Origin of the sequence: Amycolatopsis thailandensis, assembly GCF_042723255.1 — a bacterium.
Taxonomy (GTDB): Bacteria; Actinomycetota; Actinomycetes; order Mycobacteriales; family Pseudonocardiaceae; genus Amycolatopsis; species Amycolatopsis thailandensis.
Map to the genome: position 1 here is coordinate 1 of NZ_JBHXJK010000003.1, position 19,976 is coordinate 19,976.

General features: G+C 70.5%; 18 protein-coding genes. 5 read left to right on the forward strand and 13 right to left on the reverse strand.

Features of this window, described 5'->3' with window-relative positions:
* Nucleotides 1-90: 90 nt before the first annotated feature.
* The 6 genes from ACFWMR_RS01560 to ACFWMR_RS01585 all read right to left on the reverse strand — a co-directional run bounded on the left by ACFWMR_RS01560 (nucleotide 91) and on the right by ACFWMR_RS01585 (nucleotide 6,637).
* Complete coding sequence (locus ACFWMR_RS01560) at nucleotides 91-438, reverse strand: hypothetical protein (RefSeq protein ID WP_378376090.1); 348 nt, start codon at nucleotides 436-438, stop codon at nucleotides 91-93.
* 153 nt (nucleotides 439-591) lie between these two features.
* Nucleotides 592-2,256 carry an acyl-CoA dehydrogenase gene (locus ACFWMR_RS01565; RefSeq protein WP_378376092.1) on the reverse strand — a complete coding sequence of 555 codons (1,665 nt, stop codon included), beginning with the start codon at nucleotides 2,254-2,256 and terminating at the stop codon, nucleotides 592-594.
* A complete protein-coding gene (locus tag ACFWMR_RS01570) occupies nucleotides 2,253-3,995 on the reverse strand; it encodes an acyl-CoA dehydrogenase family protein (protein ID WP_378376094.1) in 1,743 nt (580 codons plus the stop codon). The genes ACFWMR_RS01565 and ACFWMR_RS01570 overlap by 4 nt, the downstream gene beginning before the upstream one ends.
* The gene (locus tag ACFWMR_RS01575) at nucleotides 3,992-5,764 is read right to left on the reverse strand and encodes a fatty acyl-AMP ligase (protein ID WP_378376096.1); all 1,773 of its coding nucleotides are present in this window, start codon (nucleotides 5,762-5,764) and stop codon (nucleotides 3,992-3,994) included. The genes ACFWMR_RS01570 and ACFWMR_RS01575 overlap by 4 nt, the downstream gene beginning before the upstream one ends.
* Entirely contained in the window at nucleotides 5,761-5,985 is a 225-nt protein-coding gene (locus tag ACFWMR_RS01580; protein ID WP_093933637.1) for an MbtH family protein, read from the reverse strand. The genes ACFWMR_RS01575 and ACFWMR_RS01580 overlap by 4 nt, the downstream gene beginning before the upstream one ends.
* Nucleotides 5,986-6,220: 235 nt before the next feature.
* Complete coding sequence (locus tag ACFWMR_RS01585; protein WP_093933636.1) at nucleotides 6,221-6,637, reverse strand: histone-like nucleoid-structuring protein Lsr2; 417 nt, start codon at nucleotides 6,635-6,637, stop codon at nucleotides 6,221-6,223.
* Nucleotides 6,638-6,885: 248 nt separating this feature from the next.
* Here ACFWMR_RS01585 and ACFWMR_RS01590 point away from each other — a divergent pair, with 248 nt between their 5' ends.
* Both ACFWMR_RS01590 and ACFWMR_RS01595 read left to right on the forward strand, forming a co-directional pair.
* Nucleotides 6,886-7,626 carry an ABC transporter ATP-binding protein gene (locus tag ACFWMR_RS01590; RefSeq protein ID WP_378376098.1) on the forward strand — a complete coding sequence of 247 codons (741 nt, stop codon included), beginning with the start codon at nucleotides 6,886-6,888 and terminating at the stop codon, nucleotides 7,624-7,626.
* A 4-nt stretch (nucleotides 7,627-7,630) separates the two neighbouring features.
* Nucleotides 7,631-10,201 (forward strand): FtsX-like permease family protein, encoded by a 2,571-nt coding sequence (locus ACFWMR_RS01595; RefSeq protein WP_378376099.1) that lies wholly within the window; start codon nucleotides 7,631-7,633, stop codon nucleotides 10,199-10,201.
* Nucleotides 10,202-10,219: 18 nt separating this feature from the next.
* On the opposite strand, the gene ACFWMR_RS01600 is transcribed toward ACFWMR_RS01595, so the two are convergent.
* Nucleotides 10,220-11,569 carry a DUF2252 domain-containing protein gene (locus tag ACFWMR_RS01600; protein ID WP_378376101.1) on the reverse strand — a complete coding sequence of 450 codons (1,350 nt, stop codon included), beginning with the start codon at nucleotides 11,567-11,569 and terminating at the stop codon, nucleotides 10,220-10,222.
* A 51-nt stretch (nucleotides 11,570-11,620) separates the two neighbouring features.
* Nucleotides 11,621-12,478 (reverse strand): DUF1206 domain-containing protein, encoded by an 858-nt coding sequence (locus ACFWMR_RS01605; protein ID WP_378376103.1) that lies wholly within the window; start codon nucleotides 12,476-12,478, stop codon nucleotides 11,621-11,623.
* Nucleotides 12,479-12,528: 50 nt separating this feature from the next.
* Between ACFWMR_RS01605 and ACFWMR_RS01610 the strand changes: the two genes are divergently transcribed.
* The 3 genes from ACFWMR_RS01610 (at nucleotide 12,529) to ACFWMR_RS01620 (ending at nucleotide 14,724) form a co-directional block, all read left to right on the forward strand.
* Nucleotides 12,529-12,888 (forward strand): antibiotic biosynthesis monooxygenase family protein, encoded by a 360-nt coding sequence (locus ACFWMR_RS01610; RefSeq protein ID WP_378376105.1) that lies wholly within the window; start codon nucleotides 12,529-12,531, stop codon nucleotides 12,886-12,888.
* A 133-nt stretch (nucleotides 12,889-13,021) separates the two neighbouring features.
* Complete coding sequence (locus ACFWMR_RS01615; RefSeq protein ID WP_378376107.1) at nucleotides 13,022-13,990, forward strand: Acg family FMN-binding oxidoreductase; 969 nt, start codon at nucleotides 13,022-13,024, stop codon at nucleotides 13,988-13,990.
* Entirely contained in the window at nucleotides 13,987-14,724 is a 738-nt protein-coding gene (locus ACFWMR_RS01620) for a hypothetical protein (protein WP_378376109.1), read from the forward strand. Before ACFWMR_RS01615 ends, ACFWMR_RS01620 begins: the two co-directional genes overlap by 4 nt.
* Here ACFWMR_RS01620 and ACFWMR_RS01625 read toward each other — a convergent pair.
* From ACFWMR_RS01625 to ACFWMR_RS01645, 5 genes are all read right to left on the reverse strand, one after another.
* The gene (locus tag ACFWMR_RS01625) at nucleotides 14,706-16,031 is read right to left on the reverse strand and encodes a DJ-1/PfpI family protein (protein ID WP_378376110.1); all 1,326 of its coding nucleotides are present in this window, start codon (nucleotides 16,029-16,031) and stop codon (nucleotides 14,706-14,708) included. The two genes, ACFWMR_RS01620 and ACFWMR_RS01625, sit on opposite strands and share 19 nt — an antisense overlap.
* 1 nt (nucleotide 16,032) lies before the next feature.
* Entirely contained in the window at nucleotides 16,033-16,431 is a 399-nt protein-coding gene (locus ACFWMR_RS01630) for a hypothetical protein (protein WP_378275885.1), read from the reverse strand.
* 363 nt (nucleotides 16,432-16,794) lie between these two features.
* Nucleotides 16,795-17,442, reverse strand: coding sequence for a response regulator (locus ACFWMR_RS01635; protein WP_378376112.1), 648 nt, complete (start codon nucleotides 17,440-17,442; stop codon nucleotides 16,795-16,797).
* Nucleotides 17,439-18,542: a sensor histidine kinase gene (locus ACFWMR_RS01640; protein ID WP_378376114.1), complete on the reverse strand. Its 1,104-nt coding sequence runs from the start codon at nucleotides 18,540-18,542 to the stop codon at nucleotides 17,439-17,441. The genes ACFWMR_RS01635 and ACFWMR_RS01640 overlap by 4 nt, the downstream gene beginning before the upstream one ends.
* A 410-nt stretch (nucleotides 18,543-18,952) precedes the next feature.
* Nucleotides 18,953-19,951, reverse strand: coding sequence for a LacI family DNA-binding transcriptional regulator (locus tag ACFWMR_RS01645; protein ID WP_378275887.1), 999 nt, complete (start codon nucleotides 19,949-19,951; stop codon nucleotides 18,953-18,955).
* Nucleotides 19,952-19,976: the final 25 nt, after the last annotated feature.

Genomic DNA, 19,976 nt, shown 5'->3' on the forward strand with positions numbered 1-19,976 from the left:
TTAATACGATGCCTATTTTGGGGATTTGCCGACACGCGACACTGGCAGGCGCGCGCGAGCGGTCGAGTACGACACCGTTTCCGTCAGCTTCTACTTCATCGGAATTCCTGCGTCGCCGTAGCTTCGATAAGTGCCGAAGCCACCTATGTCGGTACCAGGTGCCGCGTACGCCCGGTGCGGCCCGGCGCAGTCGACCTGGTGGTAGATGTACTGGCCCCGGTTGGAGCGGTTTCCCACCCAGGCGTGCGGAGCGCCGACATCGATGTTGCGGCAGCCGGGCCCTTCGACCACCGGGCGACTGACGCAAGTGGCCCCCGTATTGCAGAATCTTATGTAGCCGTCCGGAGCGGCCGCGGGATTCCCCGCCGCGGCGGACACCGCGGGCGAAAAGCCCAGCACGGCCGCCATCGCTGTCATCGTCGCCAAAGATTTGCGCATGATTCGCATCATCACCGTTCACTCTTTCGTTTCACGAGAGTTGCATTCCCCCGAGGGGAGCCGTGAAACAAGCATCGCAGCGACTGAAATTCGAGGCCACCCTGGTCTCGCGCGAAAGCTTTGACAGCGCCATGCTGAACTGGATCCGAACCGCTACACCACAGCGCCGTTCGAATTCAGGAACAGAGGCCGGTCGTCGAGGTAGCGCGTAACGGCCTCGTCGAACAACAGTCGCTCCGTCTCTTCGCGTTCGGCGGGGCTGAGCACCGGCGGGCCGCCCGTCCGTTCGGTCAGCCGGTCCAGCGCGCCCAGCAGCACGGACTCGTCGTGCCGCCGCACCGCCAGTACGGAGGAGGCGGCGAGGACCACGGTGTACCGGTCGGCCAGCGCGAACGCGGCGGGCGACGCGTCGATGGCGAGGTCCGCGGGCCCGAGGGTGGCGCATTCGTCCCGCAGCCTCCGTAACTCGTCCGCGTAGCGCGCCGTGAACCGGCGAGCGGGATCGGAGTCGTGGGGAGACGCGTCGCCGCTGATCTCGGCCAGGGCGCCGATGATCCCGTCCTGGCGGGGCATTCCCGCGCTCAGCCGGTCGAGGGACAACGCGGGAAGGTCGCCGCCGAGGTCGAACAGCGAAGGCGGGGCGGCCGGGCCGGAGAGCCACGATCGCCTGGCCAGCCGGGGGAGTTGCGGCAACAGCGTCACCAGCGCGGCGCTGAGCGACACGTGGGCGAAGGTGGCGGGCGCGATGTCCCTCGCCAGCTTTTGGAACATCGCGTACTTGCCCTGCCGGAGGTAGGAACGCGCACCAAGTACCGCGCGCAGGTCCGCGAACGCGTCGAGCAGCATCCGCGCGGTCAGGTATTTCGCCGCCGGGGCGTAGACGCCCATCGACTCCGGCGCCAGGTGCAGGGCGCGCAGGATCACCGACGAGAACGCCTCGATGGCCAGCAAATCGGCGTAGGCGCGGGCGATCGCCGCGCGCACGTACGGCAGGTCGGCGGCCTTACCGCCGTAAAGCCGCCGGTCGAGCGAGCACCGGATCGCCAGTCGCAGCGCGGTTTCCAGCGGGCCGGCGAACATCGCGGCGCCCACCGACCGGGTGATCTGGTACGAGCGCAGTGCCATCTCGACGCCTTGGCCGTGGGTGCCGATCAGGGCGTCGCCGGGGAGGGGGCAGTCGTCGAACTCCATACCGCCCAGCTGGACTCCCCGCATCCCGGAGCTGTGGTAGCGCGGCAGGTCCCGCAGCCTGGCGGCGGGCAGTTCGTCCCGCGTCACGAGGAACTGGCTGTGGCCACGGCTCCCCGCCGGGCCGGTGCGGGCGAACAGCACCATGGCCTCGGCCCGGCGCAGGTTGGTCACGATCTCCTTGCGACCGGAGAGCAGCCAGCCCCCGCCGTCCGGCCGGGCGGCGCACTCGGCGTGCGCGAAGTCGTTGCCGTGCGCCAGTTCGTGGAAGGCGGCGGCGATCCGGCGGTTCGCCAGCAGCAGGCGGGCCGTGCGGCGGCACTGCTCCTCGTCCCCGGTGGTCCAGACATTGACGGACGCGATGAGGGAGCTGAAACCGTAGCCGAGCCCGAGACACGGGTCGCGCCGCCACACCGTGCGCAGCACCTCGGCGAGCCGGTCGGCGCGTTCCAGGCGGCCGCCGTGGGCCACGGGAACGAACTCGGCGTTCAGGCCGTACTCGTCCAGCACGCGTTCGCCCGCGGCGAGCATCTCCCGTCGTTCGTCGGCGGCGAGGACCGCGGTGTGGCCCACCGGGTTCTTCTCGTCCCAGGCGTCGCCGAACAGCGCATCCAGCTCGGCGGCGCTCATGACCGGTCCGCCGGGAGCATCGGCGTGCCGAACGGCGTGACCGGGCCGCCGACGCGGACGGCCGCGGCCACGTGTCCCGCGAGCGCGTCGTCGATCCGGTCGTCTCCCGACTCCGCGCCGGGCACGGGGAGCCGCAGCGTGGCGGCGAGCCTGGCCCGCAGCGCGCGGAGCGCGGCCCGCACCCAAAGACCGTTCTCCCACAACGGTTCGTCCCGGTGCCGCTCGGCCGACCAGGTGTGCAGGCACGCCGCGCCCGCGTAGCAGAGTTCGTAGGCCTCGGCGAGTTCGTAGGCCGCCATCGGCGGGCGGGCGGCCGGAGCGACGCCGGCCATCAGTTCGTGGATCTCTCCGGCGGTGGCGGCCAAGGCGGTCGCGTGCGCCGCGAGCCCGTCCGGCGCGGACCCGGTCAGCGAGGCGGCCAGCCGGGGAAGGGATTGCACCAGTGAGCATCCCCGCCGCGACACCAGTGCCAGGGCACCGCGGTCCAACGGACCCGGCGCGCCCCCGATCGACACCGCCTCCGCCAGTCCGTCGCCGTCCACGGTGCCGGCGGCGAATTCCTTCACCAGCCGGGGGAACTGCTGGACCAGCGCGCCGCGGTTCACCGGTGTGCTGCCGTCGAAGACCGAGACGATCTGGTGATCCCGCCAGAGCTTCTGGAACGCGCCGTGCGCGTACACGTCGGTGAGGAACGAGCGAGCGCCGAGCAGCTCGGCCAGTTCGCCGAGGATCGCGTCGGTCAGCGCGGGCGCCACGGCCTTGACCACGGCGGAGATCACGCTCATCTCCCCGGTGAGCGCGTGGATCGAACGACCGCTCACCAATGCCGTGGACTCGGCGGCGGCCAGCAGCGCGGCGCAGCGGGTGAGCGTCGCTCGGGGGTGGGCGCGGTCCAGCAACGGGCGGCGCTGGATGACGCGTCCGGCGGCGAAGGCGGCCGCGAGCCGGAGCGCGTGCTCGCCCGCGCCGAGCGACAAGGCAGAGCACAGGGTCCGGGTGAGCTGGAGCGCGCGCAGGACAGTCTCGACACCGGTGCCCTCGGCGCCGAGCAGTGCGCCGGCGGGCAGTTCGGCGTCCTGGAATTCGATACCGGAGATGTCGACGCCGCGGATCCCGTGCGTCGGTTCCTTGGGCAGTGCTCGCCAGGTGCCGGGGGCGAGCGCGGCCTTGTCGACGAGGAATAGGCTCTGGCCGCGACCGGTGCCCGCCTTGCCGGTGCGGGCGAGGACGGTCAGGTACCGGGCGCGGGTGGCGTTGTTGATCGGCCATTTCACGCCGTCGAGCCGATAGCCGGTTTCGTGCGCGGTCGCCGTCGACTCGCCGTTGAGCAGATCGGCGCCGTGGTCCGGTTCGGACAGTGCCCAGGCGATCCGGGCGCCGCCCAGTACGCGGGCGGCGGTGGCGGCGGCCTGCCCGGCGTCGCCCGCGATCCAGACGGAGGCGGCGCCGAGATACGTCTTGCCGTGCGCGATCACGGTGCTCAGGTCGCGCCTGGCCACCGTGCGCCACAGGCGCAGCAGCAGTTCGTGGTCTTCGACGGCGCCGCCCCACGCGGTGGGGACGTAGTACGCGGGCAGGCCGAAGGCGTCCAGCAGGTCGACGAAGGGCGCCGGGAATTCTTCGGCGGCGTCCAGTTCGGCGACCCGGTGGCCGATCCCTTCGGAACCGGCCACCGGGACGTCCACCAGGGCGGTGTCCAGCGCGATCTCGATCTCGGTGACGGCGCGAGTGGACGTCACGGCTCCGCTCCCGACGCGGTGGGACGCACGTCCGGCTCCAGTTGGGCGTGCAGTACCGCCATCTCACCGGCGAGGAACCGGTCCCGCATGGCGGTGCGCTTGATCTTCCCGCTGGTGGTGCGGCGCACGGTGCCGCGCCGGACCAGCACGACGTTGCGCACGGGGAAACCGAACGACCGGTTGAGCCGCTGGGTGACGGCGCTGACCACCGACGGCAGCTCGGTGGACGGGGTGCCGGGACGGACCTCGTGGACCAGCACGACCCGCTCGTCCGGCGCACCGACCCCGAACGCGGCCCCGAGCTGACCGCCGAGGGCCTGATGCGCGGTGCGGGCTTCGTGTTCCACGTCCTGAGGGAACAGGTTGCGGCCGTGGACGATCAACATCTCCTTGAGCCGCCCGGTGACGAAGATTTCGCCGTCGGCGAAGGCGCCGAGGTCACCGGTGCGCAGCCAGCCACCGCCGTCTTCGACGCCGGCGATCTCGGCGTCGAAGACGCGCGCGCTCAGCTCCGGCTTGCCCCAGTAACCGCGGCCGATGCTGTCCCCGCGCAACCAGATCTCGCCGACCCGGCCCTCGGGCAACCGCTCACGGGTGTGCGGGTCCACGATCCGCGCGTCGAAGAACTCCGGCCGTCCCACCCCGATCACCGGCCGTCCGGTGCCACGGGGCGCGGGGACCAGTGCGGGCCGCTCGGCCGTTTCCAGGCGCCGGGCGTCCACCCTCAGCACGGTCGGCCGGACGTCGTCGGGCACGCAGGCCACATACGCCGTGCTCTCGGCGAGGCCGTAGCCGGGGGAATGGGCACGGGGATCGAGCCCGATCCTGGCGAACCGTTCGGTGAACGCCTCGACCGTGGGCACGTGGATCGGCTCGGCGCCGTTCAAGCAGTAGCGCACCGCCGAGAGGTCCAGACCGTCCGTCATCTCGTCGGTGATGGCCCGGGTGCAGAGGTCGTACGCGAAGTTGGGGCCACCGGTGCAGGTGACCTCGAACCGGTCGAGCATGCGGAGCCAATCGGCGGGCCGCCGGACGAACGTCGTCGGCTGCATCAGGACGAGGGGGGCGCCGCACATCAGCGCCGCGGTGAGCTGGCTGAACAGGCCCATGTCGTGATGCAGCGGCAACCAGCCGCCGAACCGGTCCCGCGGGCCGAGGTCCAGATGCGTGCACAGTGCCTCGACGTTGGACAGGACGGCGCCGTGTGTGAGGATCACGCCGTTCGGGGATCCGGTGGAGCCGGAGCTGTATTGCAGGACCGCGTCCGTGCCGCGGCCGACCGGGCGCCCGGCCGCGGGCAAGGGGACCGGCTCCGAGGGCGCGGGGCGTACGGCTTCGACGGGTGACCCCGTCAGGCCGCGCTCGCGCTGGAGCTCGGTGACTTTCGCGAGCGCGGCGTCGGTGGTGATGGTCAGCCCCGGCGAGCAGTCGGCCGCGATCGCGGCGACCCGTTCGTCGGCACTCGACGACTGGCCCGGCAACGGTGACGGCACGGCGATCAGCCCGGCGAGCAGGCAGGCGACGTAGATCTCCACGAACTCCGGGCCCGTCGGCAGGGCGATGAGCACCCGTTCGCCGGGCGCCAGCCGCCCGGCCAGCTCGGCCGCTCGCGCCTGGGCTCGCCGCGCCAGCTCGCGATAATCGACGGTTTCGTGATCCGGCGAAGTCGAGCCACGGTAGAAGGTCAACGCGGTGCGATCCGGGAACTCGGCGGCACGCGCGGCGAAGGCCTCACCCAGGCTCTGATATCCGGTGAGGTCGATGGTCATGACGCCGGCGCTGTTTTCTCCATCGCCTCGATGAGGCTCTTCGGACGCATGTCGGTCCAGTTCTTCTCGATGTAGTCGAGGCAGTCTTGCCGCCCGGCTTCCCCGAACACGGATTTCCATCCGGCGGGAACATCGGCGAAAACAGGCCAGAGGGAATGCTGACCCTCGTCATTGACCAGGACGAAGTAATCGGCGTCCGGGTCCTCGAAAGGATTTGGCATGGAATTGCCCCTCTCACGGCGAAGTGATCGAGCCCGCAGGTGCTCGGCAGGCGGCTCACTATGCCTCCGCGCCCGGCCGACCGGCAATGCCGTCCGGAGTCGGCGGCGTCCAACCGCCGTCCGGCCCCCACTTGGACGCCGGGTGCCGCGTCCAGGGCCGTGAGAGACGTGAAGGACTCCTTGAGGGACTCTGGGTCCCTCAAGGAGTCCTTCACGGACTCGGTGTCTCAGTGGGTCAGGAGGTCTTGCGCGGCTTGCGCTTGCGCTTGGGGGCTTCCTCGGCGGCCGGCTCGGCGGGGGCCGATTCGGCGTTGTCGAACGCCTCGTAGATCTCGTTCGGGATGCGGCCGCGTTCGGCGATCGCGTACCCGTTGGCCGAAGCCCAGGCGCGAACCTGCTGGTTGCGCTCGCGGTCGGTCGGCTTCGCCGTACCACCGGCCACAGTGGACTGTCCGGTCGCGACCTTCACCTTGCGGCCGCCGATCCGCCTGCTCGCCTCGATGTACCGTTCGAGCTCGTCACGCAGGGCGCCGGCGTTGTCGTCGGACAGGTCGATCTCGTAGGTGACGCCGTCGAGCGCGAAGGGCACGGTCTGGGTTGCTTCGCCGCCGTCGATGTCGTCGACGATCTGAACGGATACCTTTTGTGCCATCGATAGTGCCTTCCGCTAGGTCCTGGCGCGCCGCCTTGGATTTGACGCGCTGCCAATGAGCCTAGCCGTCGGCCCCCGGACCTGCGGTGTGGCGGTCTCCCACTGTCTCTTCGGGACACGTGACGGGGGCCTCCGCCCGCCTCGTGGTGGTGCCAGCGCTACCACGGATCTTCCCTCTCGCGGGATCGATCCCGGCCCCCGCCGACCGTAGGTTTTCGGGAGAGATCACCACTGGTTAAGGGGAAGCGATGAATTCAGGGGGCGCGTGCGCCTTGTCACTGGAATCCGTGAGCAAGGTCTACGGATCCGGTGACGGCGCGGTCACGGCGTTGAACGGGGTGACCGTCGGGGTGCGCAAGGGCACGTTCACCGCGGTGATGGGACCGTCGGGATCGGGCAAGAGCACCTTCCTGCACTGCGCGGCGGGTCTGGACAAGCCGAGCTCGGGCCGGGTGCTGCTGGGGGACACGGAGCTCAGCGGGTTGCGGGAGAAGGCGCTCACCGAGCTGCGGAGGACCCGGATCGGGTTCGTCTTCCAGGCGTACAACCTGTTGCCGTCGCTGAACGTGCTGCAGAACATCACCTTGCCGACCCGGTTGGCCGGGACGAAGCCCGACCCGCATTGGCTGCGCGAGATCGTCGAGGGGGTCGGGATCGCGAAGCGGCTCGAACACCGCCCGTCGGAGCTCTCCGGTGGCCAGCAGCAGCGGGTCGCGATCGCCCGCGCGCTGATCACCCGGCCGGAGGTCGTCCTCGCCGACGAGCCGACCGGGGCGCTGGACACGCGCACCGCCCGCCAGGTGCTCGACCTGCTCCGTTCCATTGTGGACACCATGGGGCAGACCGTGCTGATGGTCACCCACGACCCGGTCGCGGCGTCGGCCGCGCACGGCGTGCTGTTCCTGGCCGACGGCAAGCTGGCGGGGCACCTCCCGCAGCCGACGCCGGAACGGGTCGCCGAGCGCATGACCCACCTCGGGGAGTGGTGACGACATGTGGGATTTGGCCTGGCAGACGACGAAGACCCGCTTGAGCGGTTTCGTCGGCGCGTTCGTCGCGATCCTCTGCGGTACGGCGCTGGTCGCCGGCTGCGGCATCCTGATGGAATCCGGCCTGCGGGCGGGTGTCCCGACCCAGCGCTACGCCGACGCGGCGGTCATCGTGGGCGGGCAGCAGACGGTCGACCCGCCCGGCGCGGGCCCGCTCGAAAGCAAGCAGGTGGCCGAGCAGGCCTCGGTGCCGGTGTCGATCGCCGGGACGATCGGCTCGGTGCCCGGGGTCCGCGGCGTGGTGACGGAGCAGAGCTTCCCGGCCACCGTGGTGACGGCCGACGGCCGGGCACTGAACGGGCCGGAGGGCGGCCAGTCGCTGGGCCACAACTGGGACGCCGCCGCGCTGGCGCCGTTCTCGCTGCGCGACGGCCGGGCGCCCACCGGTGCCGGTGAGGTCGTCCTCGACGCGGACCTGGCGTCGAGGAGCGGGGCCGTCGTCGGCGGGCACGTGAAGATCGCCGTCCGGTCGGCGCCGGTGGACTTCGTGGTCTCCGGGATCGCCGCCCCGAAGTCGGGTACCGGGCTCACCCGGCAGTCCGCGGTCTTCTTCACCCAGGAGAAGGCCGTCGAACTCGCCGCGACGCCCGGTCAGGCGCACGCGATCGGCGTGCTGGCGAACCCCGGCGTCACACCGGACGACCTCGCCGAGAAGATCCGGGACGCCGTGGGCACCGACAAGGTGACCGTGACGACCGGGGTCGAGCGCAGCACGGTCGAGTTCCTCGACGTCAGCCAGACCCGGATGCTGCTGATGGCGCTCGCGGGCTCGTTCGGCGGCTTCGCGCTCCTCATCGCGGTGTTCGTCGTGTCCAGCACGCTGGCGCTGGTCATCAACCAGCGCCGCCGGGAGTTCGCGCTGCTGCGCGCGATCGCGGCGACACCTCAGCAGATCCGCAAGCTCATCGGCGCCGAGACGATGCTGGTCGCGGTCGTCGCCGGGGTGCTGGGCAGCGGTCTCGGCGTGGCGGTCGGCTTCGGGCTGAGGAACGCTTTCGGGGCCATCGGGGTGATCCCGCCGGACTTCGAACTCGCGATCAGCCCGATCCCGCTCGTCGCCGCGCTGCTGCTCGGGCTGGGCACCGCCCGGCTGGCCGCGTGGTCGGCCGCACGGCGTCCGTCGTCGATCCGGCCGGTCGAGGCGCTCGGCGAGGCCGCGGTGGAACGGCGCGACCTCGGCCGTGTCCGCGTCATCGTCGGCTGCGCGCTGGTGGTGGCGGGTCTCGTCGGCTCGCTGGTCCCGGCCTTCGTCCGCGGTGAAGCCGGGCTCGCCGCTTCGTCGATGTCGGCGCTGATCATCGTGATCGGGCTGGCCGTCCTCGGCCCGAAGGTGGTCGCGGTCATGACCCGGGTGATCGCCCCGGTGCTCAACCGGACGTCGCGGATCAGCGGCTACCTGGCCGCCGCCAACAGCCAGGCCAACTCACGGCGCCTGGCCGCGGCGGTGACGCCGGTGATGCTGGCGGTCTCGTTCGCGCTCTCGATGTTCTACAGCCAGACCTCCGCGGCCGCCGCCGTCCGGGAGGAGACCGTGGCGTCGACCACCGCGGACCACGTGCTGGCGAGCACGACCGGGGGCGTTTCCCCGGAGGTAGCCGAGGCGGCTCGGCGGATCCCGGGCGTCGCCGCCGCGACCCCCGTCGTGCGCACCCAGGTGATGAACACGGTCCAGGAGCAGGACACGGTCCGCGTCGAGCAGTACGGGGCGCAGGGCCTGGACGGCGCGCAGGTCCGCGGGAACCTCGAACTGGGGGTCGTGTCGGGCAAGATCGCCGACCTGACCGGGAACACCGTGGCGATGAGCGAATCGGAAGCCGACTGGTACGAGAAGAAGATCGGAGACGAGGTCGAGTTCTACTTCGGTGACGGGGCTCCGGCGAAGCTGCGGCTAATCGCGACCTACACCCGCGACCAGGCTTTCGGCCGCTACGTGCTGCCCGTGGAGCTGGCCAGGGCGCACACCGGCGACCGGATGGACGATTCGGTGCTGGTGCGGCAGCAGCCCGACGCGGACCCCGCGACCGTGACCGCCGCCCTGCGCGACCTCTCCGCCCGCTACCCGGGCCTGGTCGTGACGCCGGGATCGGCGATGGCCGCCCCCGCGGGAGGCCAGCAGCAGGCCCAGTTCTACGTGAACCTGGTCGCGGTCGGCGTGATCCTCGGCTACGTCGTGATCTCCGTGGCCAACACGCTGGTGATGAGCACGGCGCAGCGTTCCCGGGAGTTCGCGCTGCTGCGCCTGATCGGCACCACGAAACGCCAGGTGATCCGGATGATGCGCCTCGAAGCGCTGGCGACGGTCGGCGTCGCGGCACTGCTGGGGACCGTGGTGGCGGGGATTCCCCTGGTGCTGCTGAACCTCGGCCTGCGCGGGACGCCGCTGCCCTCCGGCACCGTCGCCGTCTTCGGCGGGGTCATCGCCGGGGCGATCCTGCTCGGCCTGGTCTCGCTCGGGCTCGCCACCAGGGTGGCGCTGCGGTCGAAGCCGATCGACGCGATCGGCCTCCGCGAGTAGCGGGCCCCCGTCGTCCGGTCAGCCCTCCGCGGCGGGCCGGACGGCGGGGATCTTCCCGCCGCGGAAGGCGTCCACGAACAACCGGTGGTCTTCCCGGGACTGCTCGGCGTAGGCCATCCCGAACTCGGTCAGCGCGCGGACGAACTCGTCCTCACGGTCACCGATGACGTCGGCGATGGCCTCTTCGCTCTGGAAATCCACCAGCGTCTGCTCGGAGTCCGAATCGGACACACAGTGCATCTTCGCGGTGGCCCGGCCGAGGTAGTCGAGGACCGGACGCATCTCCGACGGCTCGGTCAGCTCCGACCAGTCCAGGTCGTCGACGTAGGGCGACAGCTCCGAGACGACGAACCCGGTCCCGTCGATCTCCGTGTACCCGAGCCAAGGGTCCGCGTGCGCCTGCAACGCGCGCTGGGAGACGGCGGTGCGGTGCCCCTCGTTGGTGAAGTAGCCGCGGATGCGCTCCTCGGACACGATCCTGCTCGGCGCGGCGACGTTCCCTTGTTTCATGGACAGGACGACGTCGTTCTCCAAAGCCTGGGTCCGGCCTTCGACGAGGATGTTGTACGCCGGCAGCCCGGCCGAGCCGATACCGAAGCCGGTCCGGCCGACGATGTCCTTGACCCGGTAGGTGATGCTGCCGAACCGCTTGTTCTCCGGAATGGTGTCCAAATAGGACTCGAAGGCGGCGATCGCGGTCTCGCGTTCGGCCTTCTCCAGGACCCGGACGCCCGGACCGTGCCGGAACCCTCGGTCGTAGTCCACCACCGTGGTCAGCTCGTCGAGCAGGTCGATCCGGGTCTTGAGCCGGGCCCGGAGCAGGACGCTGTGCAGGACGCCTTCGGTGCTGTCCAGCTGGAGCCGGACGAGTTCGTCGCCGGGACGCTCGGCGTACTCGCGGACCTGCTTCACGTAAGCGCGCAGGTACGTGCCGATCAGCGTCTCGATGTCGTCGTCCGAGATCGCCTTGCTCCACGCCAGCAGCGCGACACTGGCCGCCAGCCGCTTGAGGTCCCAGGTGAAGCAGCCGAGGTAGGCCTCGTCGAAGTCGTTGACGTCGAACACCAGTGTCCCGGAGGAATCCATGTAGCTGCCGAAGTTCTCCGCGTGGAGATCGCCCTGGATCCACACCCGGCTGGTCTCGTCGTTCGCCCACGGGTCGTCCTCGTCCGCCATGTCCGCGTAGAACAGGCACGCCGAACCCCGGTAGAAGGCGAACGGGGCGGCGGCCATCTTGCGGAACTTGCGGCGGAACGCGTCGGCGTCCGCGCGCATGAGGTCGTCGAAGGCCTCCACCAGCACTTCGACGATCCGCGCCTGCCGCTCGTCCTCGCCCCGCTCGCGGATCCGTTCGACCACACCTGTCATCACGACCTCCAGACGGCTTTCACGGTGCCACAGGTCGGTTCGCCGGGCAGATCAGATCTTGCGGAAGCGCGCGTCCAGCAGCGCGAAGGCGCCGAACGCGGCGATCCCGGCGGCGAGCGCGAGGAGCATCGGGCCCCCGTAAGGCTGGGCGGCGAGCGTCTTCAACGCGGCGTCGAGCCCGCTCGCCTTGGCGGGGTCGAACGTGACGGCGGCGGTGACCGTCAGGACGCCGACGGTGCCGTACGCGGCGGCAAGCGCGATCCAGCCGATCTGCCCGAGCCGGATCGTCGTGGTCCTGGCCGCTCCGGAGGCGCCGCCGAAGTCGAGTTCCCGTACGAAGGTCTTCCGGATTCCGCGCTGGGCGAGGAAGACCGCCACCACGACGACGCCGATCCCGGCGACGGTCACCAGGACCTGGCCGTAGGACTCCGCGAGGATCTCCGCGACGAGCGAGCCCTGGCCGTCGTCGGCGCCCGCGACGGCGATCTTCACCGCGCTGTAGGACACGAGCCCGTAGAGCACGACCTCGATCCCGCTGACGGTCCGGCGAACGACACGTCGCCGTGCCTTCACGTGCCGATGCCCGGTGATCGCCTCGCTCAGCTGCCACAAAGCCAGCACCGCGAGCCCGGCCGCGATGAGCCACAACAGCCACGCGCCCCCTTCGGCGACCACCATCTGGAGCGCTCCGGCCTTGTCCGCCTTCGCCTGGTCACCGAGAGCGACCTGCGCCGCGAGCCACGCGACGAGCAGGTGCACGAGCGCGTAGCAGACGAGCCCGCCCCGGGCGATCAGGCCGAACGTCTTGCTGTCGCGCATCGGGCGATCCTTGTCGAGCGCGCGGCACTCCACCAGGTCCGGCCGGAGCAATGTGTCCGATATGTCGGCCAGATCACTCTTGATCTCCACCGAGGTCGAGGGTCGATGCTGAGATCACCGAACTGCTTCGAGGAGTGAACATGAGCGAGGACAAAGGCTTCTACTCGATCATCGAGTACGCGGTCGACGGGCCGGAGACCCAGGCGGCGCTGGTGGACGCCTTCGCCGGCATCCAGGACCGCTGGGTCCGGTTCTATCCGGGCTACGTCTCGGCGCGCTTCCACGCGAGCGTGGACGGAACGCGGGTCGTCAACGTCGTCAGCTGGGCGAGCGAGGCGGACTACCGCCGTTTCGAAGAGACGTCGGACACCGAGGGACGGCTCGCGGCCATCCAGGCGGCACTCGACGGCCTGCCGGGCGAGGTTGAGTCGCGCGTGAGCTCGAACCCGCGCTACCGCGTCGTGCGGGAGACCGGCCCCGGCCCGCGAGCGGGTGACTGATCGCGGGGGAGACACGTCGAAGGATCACGGGCCCGGAGAGGCCGAAAGTCCCGGTCCGAAAAGGACCACGGCCACTGCCGGTCCCGGCTTCCGGGCGACAGGCTGAGGAGTACCCCTCCGGCTAGGAGCCGCGATGATCCTCACTGAGACACCGGTCGTCACCGCCGCGCTGGAGGCCGCCGTCCGCGCGCCCTCGCCGCACAACAGTCAGCCGTGGCTCTTCGAACTCGGGCCGGACGTCATCGACCTCGTCCTCGACGAGGGCCGCGTGCTCGAGGTGTGCGACCCGGACCGGCGGGAGGCGCGGCTGTCCTGTGGTGCGGCGTTGCTGAACCTCGAGCTCGCAATCGCCGTCGCCGGGCGGTCCTGCGACGTGGAGTTCCTGCCACGCAAGGACCGCCCGGAGCTGCTGGCCAGGGTCGTCGTCGGGGCCCGGCATCGGGCGACCGCGACGGAACAGCGCCTGGCGGCGTCGATCCGCGCGCGTTACTCCAACCGGCGGCCGTTCGCCTCGACGCCGGTTCCGGCGGGATTCCGGTACGCGGTGCGGCAGGCAGCCCGTGAAGAGGGCGCGAAGCTGATCCTGCTCGACGAGGTGGGCCTGCTGGAGGCCGTCACGGGGCTCATCCGCCGGGCGGACCACGTGCAGACGCTCGACGAAGGCTTCCAGGCGGAGCTCCGCGCGTGGACCAGGGAGAACGGGAGCCGCGACGGCGTTCCGGCCTATGCCGGCGGACCTCGCCCCTCCGGCGGGTTGCTGCCGGTCCGGCACCACGGCGAGAGCGAGCAGGCCAGGGAGTTCGAACGCGACCCGGTCGTCGCGGTGCTGACCACGCCGACCGACGGACCGCTCGCGCAGATCCGCGCCGGACGAGCGATGCAGCGGGCCCTGCTGACGGCGACCTCGCTCGGCCTCAGCGCCTCGTTCTACTCGCAGCCCATGGAAATCCCGTCCGCTCGCGCCGTCCTGCGGTCACTGCTCGGCGAGAACGAAAACCCACAGGTCGTTTTCCGCCTCGGCTACGGCTTCCCGGGCTCCACCACGCCGCGTCGCCCGGTCGACGCGGTCATCCGGACCAGGTCGGGGGAGAGCCACCGGTGAGCGCCGCCGTACTCGGCACACACCGCTGGACGGCCGAGGAGACACGGATCCTGGTGCGGGCCGCGCGCTGGGCGCCCCGGCGGTGGCTGCGCGGCGAATGGCCGCTGGAGATCCGGGACGACGGCGTCGACGTGGTCGAACGGCCAGGGGGCGACAGCCGGGGAAAACTCATCGCGTGCGGTGCGCTCCTGCTCCACCTCGAGGTCGCGATGCGGGCACTGGGCTGGATCCCGGAGACGGAGTTCTCGCACGACGACGCCGATCCGCGGCGGATCGCCCGGATCACCACCGCCGCGCGGAAACGTCCCGGCGCGGGCGATCTCGCCTCGTTCGGGGCGATGTCCGGGCGCGCGTCGTACTCGTGCGACGGGATACCCATCTTGAGCCTGGACGAGGAACCCGCCGACGGCGTCCGCGTGAAGTCGCTTTCGCCGCGCCGGATCCGCGCGCTGCCGAAGGTGGGCGGCGCGCTCGCCCGGACGATCGCGCCACCCGGCGACGCTCCCGAGGACGCGTGGTCGGCTTTCCTGATCACCACCGCTTCGGAGTCACGCCACCATCTCGTGCGGGCCGGACAGGCGGCGCAGCGGCTCCGGCTGCTCGCCACCGAGTCCGGCGTCCGATGCGTGACCGTCACCGACCCGTTCGATCCAGTGAAGGTCCGGGGCTCGCTGTTCGGGCTCGCCGGGATCCCGCAACTGGCGGTCGGCGTCCATCACGCACGGCGGCGATAGAGGGCGCGGATCCCGAAGGCCGCGAGCAGTCCGAGGACGGCCAGCCCGAACGGCCGGAGCGCGATCTTCCACGGCCACGCCTCGCCGCCGAGCGCGAGATGATCGGGGCGGTACTCCAATGTCCTGGCCGTCCACCGCGTGGTCGCGGCGTCCGTGGTGCGCGCCAAGTCTTCGAGCACTGCGTCGAACGGGAAACCCGGCGTGGAATGCAGATACACCGGCGAGAACGCGGAGTACCGATCGGCCGCGTGCCGCGCGGCCGCGTCGGCGCCGGGCACGATCAGCCGGTCGAGGTCGCCCGCGGCCGGCGTGCCGCGCGGGGCGAAGGTCAGTCCGTGCCGGGACCGGATCGGCGAGCCGTCCAGGCCGACCGCCGTCGTCTCGACCGCCAGCGACTGGCCGTAGGTGTCGAACACCGCCGCGAGCTCCAGTTCCCGGATCCCGGTGGTCAGCAGGATCCCCAGCATCGGCTTGTCCCATTTGAAGGCGGTGTTGAAGCCGACGACCGTGTCCGCCGCTTCGAAGGTGTTCTGCGCCATCGGCGGGCTGGAGCCGGGGGAGTAGTGGCTCCAGCCGACCGTTTCGGCGGTCTTCCGCGCGATTTCGGTGCCGGCGAACCGCTCGGTCACCCGCAGCGCCCCGTCGATCCCGGACAGGATCCCGGCCGTGGTCACGATGGTGCCGTCGTCGACGTAGCGGGTGCCGCGAATCCAGTCCACGGCGGGGAATTCGTCGTCGAAGCCGCCGATGCGGATCCAGTGCGCGGTGGCCTTCCGCCCGTCGAGGAGCCCTGCCGACGCGAGAACGCCCGAACCGTTGCAGACACTCATGAGCAGCGCGCCCTTCGAGGACTGCCGCTTCAGCCAGTCGGTCACCGGACGCGTGGTCGGCTCGCCGAGGTCCGGCAGCGCGGGCACCACCACGACCTCGGGGGCGGCGGAGGAAAGCAGTCTGTCGAGGTCGGCGAAACCCAGGTCGGGGATCAGGTCGAGCCCGCCGGTCAGGGTGACCGGCCGGGCCTCCGGCGCGACGGTGTAGACGTTGAACGCGCCGCTCGCCGCCAGGATCTCGTACGGGGCGAGGGTGTCCGAGACGACGGCGCCCTGGTTGCCGACGACGATCACGGCGGTGGGCTTGGCGGGATCGTGCGCCCGGGGTACCGGTCGCGGTGAGCTCCCGTCGGTTCTCGCCGTGTAGCGGTTTTCGAAGCTGGCGCCGAGCGTGATGCCGCCCAGCGCGAGCGGCAGGGCCAGTGCGGCGACGGTGAACGCCAGCACGGTCAGCGTGACACGGGCGAAGGTGCGCATGTCAGGCCCCGTACTCGGCGCGACGGCGGACCATGGCGGCGAGCATCGCGGGCACCATCAACACGTGCCCGGCGGTCATCAAGGTCGTTCCGGAGACCAGACCGGTCCAGAAGAACGGCAGGAAGAGGACGTACGGCAGGTACATCGCGGCCGACATCTCCGCGATCGAAGCCCAGCCGTGGCGCCGGATCCGCATCCACAGCGCCATGCCGAGCGACATGTTCGTCGCCATCACCAGCGCGCTCGCGGTCACGTTCTTCGCCAGGTCCGGCCACAGGAACGACCACACCGGTTCGAGGACGATCATCCCGGCCACCATCGCGACGAGCATCTCCACCGCGTGCCGGGTGAAGTGGAGGATGGCCCGGTTTCGGGTCTTCGGTTCCGTCGTTTGATTCATGGAGCGATGTTCTGCCCCACGAGGGCACGAAGGCAGGTGCCGGAAGTCATGCACGGGGTCATATGACCGGGGTCGGAACCCCGGTGGCGTTTCGGGGCGGGCGGCGGCGCTCGACGGTGACGACCGAGGCGAAGGGGACTTTCCCCGCATCGCATGAGCGGAAAGTCCCCTTCGCCTCGGGGCTTGCGGTCGTCGTGGGTGACGGAGGCCCGGAGGTGTCGCGAAAGCCACTTTCAGGACACCTGATGTCCCGAAAGTGGCTTTCGCGACACCCGAGGCCGACGTACGGACGAGCGACACAACACGCCACATTTGCCTTACCCCTCAAATAGAACCCGAATCGCCACTCACGACCACCCCGGGTCAGAACAGGCCGAGTTCCCTCGCGCGCAGGGCCGCCTGGGTCCGGTCCCGCACCTGGAGCTTGGACAGCACGCTCGTCACGAGGTTCTTCACCGTTCCCTCGGCGAGGAACAGCGTCTTCGCGATCTCGCGGTTGCTGTGGCCGTCCGACAGCAACCGGACCACCTCCAGTTCGCGCTCCGAAAGCGGGGTCGCCAAAGGCTGCTGCCCAGGTGTTTCGGCCGGAAGCCGCGCCACCCTGGCGACGAGCTTCGCCGCGACCGAGGGCTGCAACACCGACTCACCCCGTTTGGCCGCGACCAGCGCTTCCACCAGCCGCGTCGACGAGACGTCCTTGAGCAGATAGCCGACGGCGCCCGCTCGCAGCGCGGCGAAGACGTCCTCGTCGTCGTCGAACGTGGTCAGCGCCAACACCTGTACGCCGGGTTGCTCGGCCCGGAGCCGGATGGTGGCCGCGATCCCGTCCAGCACCGGCATCCGCAGGTCCATCAACGCGACGTCGGGGTGGAGTTCGGCGCAGAGCCGGACAGCTTCCTCGCCGTCGGCGGCCTCACCGACGACGGTGATCTCCGGCTGGACCTCCAGCAACGTCGCCAACGCCTCGCGGAACAACGCCTGATCGTCGACGATCAGGACACGGACGCTCATCCCGGAACCTCCACGGTGAGCGTCAGGCCCTGGCCTTCCGCCGAGTCGACCGAGACCCGGCCGCCGAGCCCGGCGACCCGCTCTCGAAGCCCCACGAGCCCGAAACCCTTGCCCGGCGGGGAATCCCTCGTGAGTCCGAGGCCGTCGTCGCGGACTTCGAGCCGGACCCGGTCGGCTCCGGCGTAGTCGAGCACCACGGTCGCGGCCTGGGCCCGGGCGTGCTTGCGCACGTTGGTCAGTCCCTCCTGAGCAGCCCGGAACAGCGAATCTTCCACCTCGACGCGCGTGTCCCGCGCGGTGCCCTTGACCTCCAGCCCGGTCGGCACGCCCGCCGCCGACGCCTCTTCCGTCAAGGCGCGCAACGCCTCCGCCAGTGGTTCGGAACGTGGCTCCCGCAACGCCGACACCGACCGGCGGACCTCGGCGAGCGCCTCCCGCGACTGATCCTGTGCCTTGGCGAGCATCCCGTCGGCGCGTTCCGTGTCGCCGGTGCCGATCACCGCGCGGGCGGCCTGCAGCATCATCTGCACCACCGTGAGGTGATGACCGAGCCCGTCGTGGATGTCGCGCGCTACCCGATTGCGTTCCTGGATCGTCGCGAGCTGTTCGGCTTGCGCGGCGTGATCGCGAAGCCGTTCGTGTGCCTCGGCCAGTTCCTCACGCGCTCGCTTCTCGCGGACGATCAACTCGGTCACCACGGCGGCGAACACCATGACGGCGAGCGTCCCGAGCCCCTCGCGGAGCCCGTCCATCGGCGCCATCGGCAGGTGGATCAGCGGGATCAGCACCGCGACCCCGAACGCCACGCGCACCCGCAGCAGCAAGACGGTGTGGCAGACGAGGACAACGAGAAGCAGCACGGCCCCGACAGCGGCGCCCGAAAGCGAGAACAGGGTGAAGCCGAGCGGTAACTGAACGCAGACATACGCGATCGCGTGGACGCGCCCGTGTTTCTGGACCCAGGGGAAGCCGGCGATCGCGATCGCCGCGTAGACCAGACCGGTGAGGAGCGTCGGCAGCACGAGCGTCTCGTATTTGGCCGAGCCGAGGGGCAACGTCACGTACGCGACGAGGGTCAGCGCGGCCAGGGCCCGGTTCACGGACACACAATGCTGGACTTCGCGCTGTCGCCGCAAGTAGTCACCTGCTCGCGCCGTCTCGCTCCGGTCCGTGAAGGCCTCCTTGCCTACCCTGAAGGTAGTGAAGGAGGCCTTCACGGACTTGCGGATCGCTACGCTCGCCCCAGGCGCACCAGATGTCACGGCGGCTGCGCGTGAAGGCCCCCTTCCCTCGGCTGAGCCGAGGAAACTCGACCTTCACGGAGCTCAAGCGGGATGCGCCGCGGCCTGGCCACGTGAACGTCCCGATTCCTGCATCGTCACGAGCTCGACCCGGCTGGCGAGCTTGATCAACCCCCACCGACAGCCGAGCGGGGAAGAATCCGGACACTCGACGCCCGAAATACCCGTCCGCTCCAACCCGAATCGCCGCTCACGACCCGACGCGGGAGTCAGGCGACGGTGCTGTTCCGGATCTCCAGCGAGAACGGCGTCTGGACGTCCTCGGGTTCGAGGTCGCTGCCGCCCGCGATGCGCCGCCGCAGCAGATCGACCGCGGTCCGCGCGATCGCCGCCTTGTCCGGCGCGATCGTCGTCAGCGAGGGGAGGCTGTACGCGCTCTCCTCGTTGTTGTCGAAACCGACGATCGCCATGTCCGACGGCACCTGGACCCCGCGTTCGGCCGCGGCGCGAAGGGCGCCGATGGCGAGGAGGTCGTTGAAGCAGAAGACCGCGTCGGGCGGCTCCGGCAGTGCGAGGAGATGCGCCATCGCCTCGGCGCCGTTGGCGCGGTGGTAGCGCAGCGCGGGCAGGACCAGTTCCGGAACGGGCGCGAGCCCAGCCTCCTCGAGCGCAGAGTGGTAACCCTCCAGGCGCTGCGCGGCGGTGTGGCGCTGCGGATGCGCGCCGATCGCGGCGATCCGCCGCCTGCCGAGCGAGAGCAGGTGCCGCACCGCGATCCGGGCGGCCTGGACGTTGTCGATGCCGACGTGATCTATCGGGACGTCGACGACGTGCTCGCCGAGCATCACCAGCGGGACACCCGGTGCGAGGTCTTCGAAGTCGTTGGTGTGCAACGCTTCCGGGCTGATGATCGCGCCGTCGATCAGATGCGGGCCCAGCGCGGACAACGTGTTGCGCTCCCGCTCCCTGGTGCCGAGGGTCTGCTCGATGAGCACGTTCCACTCGTGCTCCTGCGCCGCCTGGAGCACGAGGCCCGCCAGTTCGCCGAAGTACGGGATGCTCAGTTCGGGCAGCATCAGCCCGAGGAACCCGGTGCGGCCGCGGCGGAGGTTGCGGGCGCCGAGATTGGGCCGGTAGCCGGTCGACGCCAGTGCCTCCTCGACGCGCTTGCGGTTCTCCGGCTTCACGAAGTCGTAGCCGTTGACCACGTTCGACACGGTCTTGACGGAGACGCCCGCAAGCTTGGCGACGTCCTTGAGCGTGGCCACCCTCGCTCCCCTCTGCAGTGGTCCG